Origin of the sequence: Microcystis sp. M53602_WE12 (assembly GCF_030065455.1) — a bacterium.
Lineage (GTDB): Bacteria > Cyanobacteriota > Cyanobacteriia > Cyanobacteriales > Microcystaceae > Microcystis > Microcystis aeruginosa.
Map to the genome: position 1 here is coordinate 1 of NZ_JASJFB010000816.1, position 7,561 is coordinate 7,561.

The window sequence follows — 7,561 nt, forward strand, 5'->3', positions numbered from 1 at the left end:
CGTCATCTCCAACAATCTTGTCATCAACTTTATCGAATGCTATTTAATTTAGATCGTCAACAAATATCTGGGCAAAGAAAAGCATTAAGATTAAATTTTGTCAGGCAAAAATTAAAAAAAGAAATTGTCAAAGATTTTCTTTTGACTTTAGCAGTAACCAAAGATATTACAACTCCTAAAAACACTATCAGACGCACCTCTATCCTCAAAAAAGCAGAAGAAATGATGAGAAAAAATCTGCGTTCTGATCTTACTATTCCAGCGATTTGTCAAGACTTAGAAGTAAGTCAACGCACCTTAGAATATATATTTAAAGACTTCTATCAAATGTCTCCTTACAATTATTTTAAATTGCTTCGTCTTAATGCTCTACATCAATCTCTTAACCAAAATAATCAGACAAAATTAATTTATGAAATTGCTGAAGAATTAGGTTTTTTTCACCGAGGATATCTGGCCTCTGATTATAAAAAACTGTTTGGTTACTTTCCCTCTGAAACCTAAAAAAATAGTAGGTGTAGGAATTAGGATTATTTTTAGATTTATCCGCCTTATTTTACCATTTTTTACGTCCTTCCCCTTGGATGATCAGCTACTCTTGATAATTAAGCTTCTTGCTTAAGTTGCCACCTATGAAAGCTTCCGTGCATAATGTGACGTGGTGAACATTTTTCACCCAAAGACTCAGAGAGCCATCTTTTCTTGATTAGGTAAAAATTTCCCGACTGTCCCCTCAATTCTAGTCTCAACTTTACCATCGCTCTCGGGAATCTTATCTTTAGAATGACTGCCTAGCTAAACGGCTGCCCATTTATTGACTTAAATCTGTAATAAGCTAAACGGCGCTTAACCTGCATGATCCAACAGCTATAACCCTTTTGGAGTCTATATCGGTGATCCGAAGTAAAAGCCGTTTAGCTTATGCCCGCAATTTTTTTATGATTAACCACATGACAAAGTGGCCACTGCTGTGGTATTAATTTAGGATAGGAAGTTTTCGGGAGTCAGTCGTCGGTCGTTCATACCAAATTAGCCTACACTTCATCTTGATAAGAAAGGCTATGTTTTTTGCAGCTTCTTAGGGAAATTATGACCACTAATCCTCTTAACTCGCTCATTTTAGAGCAGATTAGTCATATCTGTGAGCAATACTCGATCGAAAGTCGTATTCTCGAAGATTTTGCCGATTTTGTCATCAAAAACCACCGTAAAAAGTCTCCCAAACCATCGTTAACTAAATCAAAAACTACAGCCACCACCACCACAAGCTCAAAAGTTAAACCTTTAACTCTAACGCAACTTAAACAGGCAGTTTATGCCTATTTTGAGGTTAACAATACCACAGAACTAAAAAAATCGAGTATGTTTCAAATGGCTACTAGAGCCTTTGATAACATCAATTTATCTCAGCGAGAAAGTTGGGAAAAAATTTACAGAGAGTATGTAGGTATTTTACCAGAAGAAGATGGAGAAACTGGTAAGCATTGTATTAATGGTATTAATATATTTAAGTATTTTTATCCCTATCGTGTTTTCGAGCTTGATCCAAAAACTGCCAGCAAGGAAGACATTAAAAATGCCTATTATCGTCTTTCTAAAATCTATCATCCTGATAACCAAGAAACAGGAGACGCAGAAGTTTTTGATTGTTTAACTGTCATGTATAAGTCTATCACCACGGAGATAAAATAATCATGCCTCAGAAAGCAAATACCTTCCTGATCCGGGATACCGAATTAGCTCAATGGTTTTCTATTACTCTTGAAAAACTAGACAAAATTGTTGATATTTTTGATGCTGATCCTAATGATGATTGGGATTTAGTTGAAGGTGTCGATTATCAATTTGTCAACAAAAAAGATAAAGTTAGAGTGTTTTCTTTTGAAGGTGCTTTAAAAATTGCTTCCTATATTGATCAGCATGAAAAGCGAGGAATTTTATACAGATTTAGAGAATTTTTTACTAAGCACGATCAAAAAATTCGTCGCTCTTTGGCACGAAAATTAATTTTTAATGAATTGGCTGACTCTGGCGAAATTAAAGTTTATCAAGGAGTGGCTATGATTCATAAACAGAGTTTGCGGCGAATTTTAAAAACTAATGGAGCCAAGCTAAATCAAACATTCAATAATCTTAAACTCCACGAATCTTCATCTTTGAAAGTTGATGATGAAGAACTTGCTAAGGTAATCAAAAATACTAAAACAGAAGTTCGTCCTTTAAAAATAGGAGTAGATTTTTACGAAGATGAAAAAAGAGAGTTTTGGTTCTCTGAAAGTGGAGTTGTTCGCATTTCTAAATCCATGAGTGAAACTTTGACGAATAAATCGCGCCAAGAAATGTGTAAAATGATTGAAATCGAGTTTCCTCTTGCCTTTAAAGAAATTCAGGAAAATCTAGATGACGATACCAAACAAAAAATCGAGATTGAAAAGGCTAAAAAACGAGCTAAAACTAGAGATAAAAACACTTGTCAGGTGACAGGGCAAAAACCGGATAGAAATAATAAATTTAATCTCGCTGTCCATCATCTTTACTCTGCCCAGAAATATCCCCATCTAGCGACATTAGATCTGAATTTGGTGACTATTAAAGAAGAAATTCACCAAGAATTCCACGGTAACTTAGGGGGATTTCATCAACCTTGTACCATCGAGGATTTTATCGAATTCTTGCACGTTTACTATCCCGAACATCATGGTAATTTAGCCTTAAAACTTCAGAAAACTAAGAAAAAACTGGAAAAATTAGCTAAATAATCATTCAATTTCGGGGGGTGAATAGCTCCAAAGTGATTATCGATTTTTTTAGGGAAAGAACGACCACATCTCATCATGAGCGATAATTAATTTATCTTGAGGTTTTGCCAAAACCCCGATCTGACGAGGAACAGCCGCCTCTAAATCAATTGCAACTATTGTCAACTCCGCCCATAGTATATATGATAGTTGAACTCTAATTTAGGATCTAGCTGGGTCTAGAGAGGATAACATGGATAAGATCAAGGTAGGATTGTTGTTTGGTGGTCGATCGGGAGAACACGAGGTATCTATCAATTCGGCTCGATCGATCCTGCAAGCTTTTAATTATCCCGAAAATCTTGACAAATACGCCGTTACCCCCTTCTATATCGATAAAAATGGCTGTTGGCATTCGGCAGCAACTGCTAGACAAATTTTAACCTCTGGGCAACCCCTAGCTATTGAGAGTAATATAAAAGTCAATATCTGGCAATTTCCCCCAGAAGTGAGGGAAATGGAGGTTTGGTTTCCAATTCTCCACGGACCGAATGGGGAAGATGGCACTTTACAAGGATTACTCACTCTCATGCGGGTTGCTTTTGTGGGTAGTGGGGTCCTGGGTTCATGCTTGGGAATGGATAAAATTGCCATGAAAACTGCTTTTGCAGCCGCTGGATTACCCCAAGTTAAGTATAAGGCTGTAACCCGCTCGCAAGTGTGGTCAAATCCCTGTGTTTTTCCGCAATTGTGCGCTCAAATTGCCGAGGAAATAGGTTATCCTTGTTTTATTAAACCGGCTAATTTAGGTTCTTCGGTGGGTATTAGTAAAGCACGCAACCGGCAAGAATTAGAGGCTGCTTTAGATAGTGCCGCTAGTTATGATCGACGGATTATTGTTGAAGCAGGAGTAACCGCAAGGGAGATCGAATGTGCGGTTTTAGGTAATGATAATCCCCAAGCTTCTTTGGTGGGAGAAATTACTTTTGATAGTGATTTTTATGACTACGAAACTAAATATACTGACGGGCGATCAAGTATGGTGATTCCCGCTAATATTCCTGATAAAATTGCTAATCAAGTGCGAGAAATGGCTGTAGAAGCATTTAAAGCTGTGGATGCTGCGGGATTGTCGCGGGTGGATTTTTTCTATGTGGAAAAGACTGGGGAAGTGTTGATCAATGAAATTAATACTCTGCCGGGGTTTACTAATTTTAGTATGTATCCCCAACTCTGGAAAGCCACCGGTTTAGAGTTTGATAAATTGGTCGATAAGTTAGTACAATTAGCCTTAGAAAGACAGGAAAAATAAGGTTAAATTACCAACATTTCTAGGATAGGAATTACCTATCCTAGAGATATTTATCAATTAGATAGTTTCAGGATCAATGCCCAATTCTCGTAATTTTTGGGCTAATCTTTCCCTTTCCAAGATAGCTTGTTCTTTTTCTAAAAGAGCCTGTTCTTTTGCCTTTCGTTCCTGTTCCTTTTCTAAAAAAATCTGTTCCTTTGCTTGTCTTTGCTCTAATTCAGCTTCTTGGGGAGTGGGAACCAATTGACCATCGGTGGTAAAATAACGCAGTTTACGGTCAAATATGCCTAAATAGAGTTCTAATTGTTCACTCCATAAATAGCCGTTTTCATTAGCAGCAATAGCCTGATATTGTCCCGCAATTAATCTAAATCCTTGCAGTTCTAAACTTTCAGGATCAAACCAAAAATAATTAGGAGTGCGAAAGGTATTTTGATAGAGAATTTTCTTTTTAGTGCGGTCAATATTGGCCGTAGAATCGGAAAGAATCTCCACGATCACATTGGGATATTTACCCCCTTCTCCCCAGACTACCCAACTTTTACGCGGATGTTTTTCCGTATCTAAGACGACAAAAAAATCAGGACCACAAAAATCACGTTTTTTCAGTTGTTCTTCGTTATAGTAGATAGTCAGATTACCGGAAGCGTAGTAATCGTTTTTCTCTTGCCATAATAATTCTAGACAACTGAGAAGAATTATGATCTGTTGCAGATGTAAATCACTTTCCAAAGGTGGTTCATCACTCCATAAATCGGTGGGGGGACAGGTAACTTCCGGTAAAATGTCGAGAGTTGTCATGGGTTTTCCCCGTTATACTAGCTTGGTTTAATTATAACTGTTAAGCTGTTAAATATTTAAATTGCTTGTTGAGATGAGGCAAGAGGCAACAGTATGGTCATAGAAAACTAATTTTTGGCTGAATCACGAGTAAAACTGTAGATAATTTGGGTAGCTAATTGTGGTAATTGTGAGAAATCTTCATCGGACATTTTTTGACGATCGAGTTTCATTTGTAATCCCGTCATCGAATCGTCTCCGTCGGAAATTAAAAATTCTAAGCGTTCAATTTCCGACCAATCTTTAATGTCATTTAATATCTTGTCAATAACCAGAAGATAAGGATGGGAAGGATTTTTATACCAATTACTGCTAACACCCTGACGAATATCTAAACCTAAATGTACGATCAAAGGGGCGCGATCAAAAAGGGCATTGGCTACCGGTCGGGTTTCTTCTTGGAGAGATAATTGATTAGCGCGACTTAACTGCCGTAATTTCTCTAATTGATGATATCTTTGCGAAATTGACGGCGGATTTTCCCCCCAACTGAGAGCGATGGTAACTAGATAGGTTTGTAGGAATAGATGTCCTAACTTTTCCGCTTTTGTGGCTAGATAATTGGAATTATAATCATTAGCCTCGATCAGCAAAGGTACTCGCTCGACTATTTCCAAACCATAGCCTTTTAATCCGGCAATTTTACGGGGATTATTGGTAATTAAACGAATATTTCTCACCCCCAAATCGTTGAGCATTTGCGCTCCCATGCCGTAATCGCGCAAATCGGCGGGAAATCCTAACCTTTCGTTGGCTTCCACCGTATCTAGTCCTATATCCTGTAAAGAATAGGCTTTTAGCTTATTAATTAAGCCAATTCCCCGTCCTTCCTGTCGCAGGTAAACCACCACCCCCAAACCGTTTTTTTCGATCATTTTTAGGGCAGTTTGTAACTGTTGGCGACAATCGCAACGCAAGGATCCCAAAGCATCCCCGGTCAGACATTCTGAGTGCATTCGTACCATTACAGGTTGATCGCCAAAGAGAGCGGGATCGCCTTTCACAATAGCGATGTGTTCGGTTTGATCTAATAAATTTCGGTAGGCATAAAGCTGAAAAGTGCCGAATTGACTGGGAAAATCACAGACCGTTTCCCGATGGACAAAGCGATCGTGTTTTAAGCGATAACCGATCAGATCGGCAATGCTAATTAACCTGAGATTATGTTGACGAGCGTATTCAAATAGTTGCGGTAAACGGGCCATGGAACCATCGGGATTTTGGATCTCACAGATAACTCCCGCCGGATACAACCCGGCTAATCGAGCTAGATCCACGGCTGCCTCCGTATGACCAGCGCGTTTTAAGACTCCACCGGCTTTAGCACGAATCGGGAAGACATGACCGGGACGGGTGAGATCGTCGGGACGAGTGACCGGATTAATGGCAACTTGCACGGTTTTCGCCCGATCTTCTGCCGAAATGCCAGTTTTAACCCCTAAATGGGGAGCGGCATCGATGCTAACGGTAAAAGCGGTTTGATTGCTATCGGTGTTTTTTGTCACCATCAAGGGTAATTCGAGAGCATCAAGACGCTCTCCCGTCATTGCCAGACAGATTAAACCGCGAGCTTGCACTGCCATGAAGTTAATCAGATCGGGGGTGGCAAATTGGGCCGCACAGATTAGATCTCCTTCATTTTCGCGATTCTCATCATCAACTACGACAATGGCACGTCCGGCTTTGATTTCCGCTAAGGCAGTATCGATAGAGTCAAAAGCGATCGAAGTGACAGTCACAGGCATTAAAACGAGGGAATTATTTTCATTCTACAGGTTTGCTCGATCTGCTGAGGGTCAATTTCTGCCAGTTCCCTAGAAAGAAGTCTCCCGGTGAACCTGACGGCTGCCCGGGAGACTTTTAGTTATCTTAAGCTAGAAAATTAATTCAAACTAGCGGGGGTGATGCTGGCAACTTTGCCACCGAGACGGTTGATCTGTTGCAGGGTGTTATTTAACTGTTCAAAGGGGACGATAACCGCTTTGCTACTGCGACGGACACGGGGATAACCCGGTTTGCTGATGGCGGCAATTTCCACGCGATAGAGCTTACCCACATCACCATAGGCCACACTACCACCAAGAGCTTTGCTGGGGGTGTTGCGTTGACCGGAGGGACGATAGGCCCAACCATCGCTGCCACCGGAGGGACCGACTACTGCCGAAGCGCCGTTTTGAGCTAATTCCACCGCTAAACGGGAGGTTTTGCCGGCAATCTGAGAGCGATCGCTGTTGGCATAACCGCGATAGAGTTGGAACATCCGGGTAAATCCCACGGTTTTTTGACCGGGTTGGCTGGCGAAACCGCGATAGTAGGGAACGATGCTATCGCCGAAGTTTTCGGTATATTCGGCGGAATCGATGTAGGAGTCGATATCGGCCTCGAATCCTTTGTTTTCATAGAGATCGAGGTGATAGACCACTTCCGACTCATCGTAGGGAGCGCGACCTAAAAGATGTTTGATATTAAGTTCGATGACGCGGGTTTGGAAGTTACCGTAGAAGAATTTGTTCTTATACAGTTCCGATTTGGCCACGGCGCGGACGAATTCCCGCACGGTGATCGAACCGTTGCAGAGTAAGGATTCGGCACTGGTAAGGCGCTCGGAACGCATGATATAGTCATTGCCTAGCACCTGACGATAGACAGCGCGAATAACCGCCTGTGCGTC

The 7,561-nt window shown here is 40.6% G+C and carries 7 protein-coding genes; 4 read left to right on the forward strand and 3 right to left on the reverse strand.

What is annotated here, in order from left to right; translation table 11 throughout:
* The 4 genes from PX482_RS25120 to PX482_RS25135 all read left to right on the forward strand — a co-directional run.
* On the forward strand, nucleotides 1-504 hold a 504-nt coding region (locus PX482_RS25120; protein WP_288123176.1), incomplete at its 5' end, for a helix-turn-helix domain-containing protein.
* 585 nt (nucleotides 505-1,089) lie between these two features.
* Nucleotides 1,090-1,692: a J domain-containing protein gene (locus PX482_RS25125; protein WP_002759036.1), complete on the forward strand. Its 603-nt coding sequence runs from the start codon at nucleotides 1,090-1,092 to the stop codon at nucleotides 1,690-1,692.
* Between the two features lie 2 nt (nucleotides 1,693-1,694).
* Nucleotides 1,695-2,759, forward strand: a complete 1,065-nt coding sequence (locus PX482_RS25130) for a hypothetical protein (RefSeq protein WP_125730185.1) — start codon at nucleotides 1,695-1,697, stop codon at nucleotides 2,757-2,759.
* Between the two features lie 232 nt (nucleotides 2,760-2,991).
* Complete coding sequence (locus PX482_RS25135; protein ID WP_002759032.1) at nucleotides 2,992-4,050, forward strand: D-alanine--D-alanine ligase family protein; 1,059 nt, start codon at nucleotides 2,992-2,994, stop codon at nucleotides 4,048-4,050.
* Between the two features lie 57 nt (nucleotides 4,051-4,107).
* On the opposite strand, the gene PX482_RS25140 is transcribed toward PX482_RS25135, so the two are convergent.
* The 3 genes from PX482_RS25140 to PX482_RS25150 form a co-directional block, all read right to left on the reverse strand.
* Nucleotides 4,108-4,851: a Uma2 family endonuclease gene (locus tag PX482_RS25140; RefSeq protein WP_288025097.1), complete on the reverse strand. Its 744-nt coding sequence runs from the start codon at nucleotides 4,849-4,851 to the stop codon at nucleotides 4,108-4,110.
* 107 nt (nucleotides 4,852-4,958) lie between these two features.
* Nucleotides 4,959-6,635 carry a bifunctional 3,4-dihydroxy-2-butanone-4-phosphate synthase/GTP cyclohydrolase II gene (gene ribBA, locus PX482_RS25145; RefSeq protein ID WP_002759028.1) on the reverse strand — a complete coding sequence of 559 codons (1,677 nt, stop codon included), beginning with the start codon at nucleotides 6,633-6,635 and terminating at the stop codon, nucleotides 4,959-4,961.
* Between the two features lie 137 nt (nucleotides 6,636-6,772).
* The coding region (locus PX482_RS25150; protein ID WP_288123178.1) for a phycobilisome linker polypeptide at nucleotides 6,773-7,561 on the reverse strand (789 nt) is incomplete at its 5' end.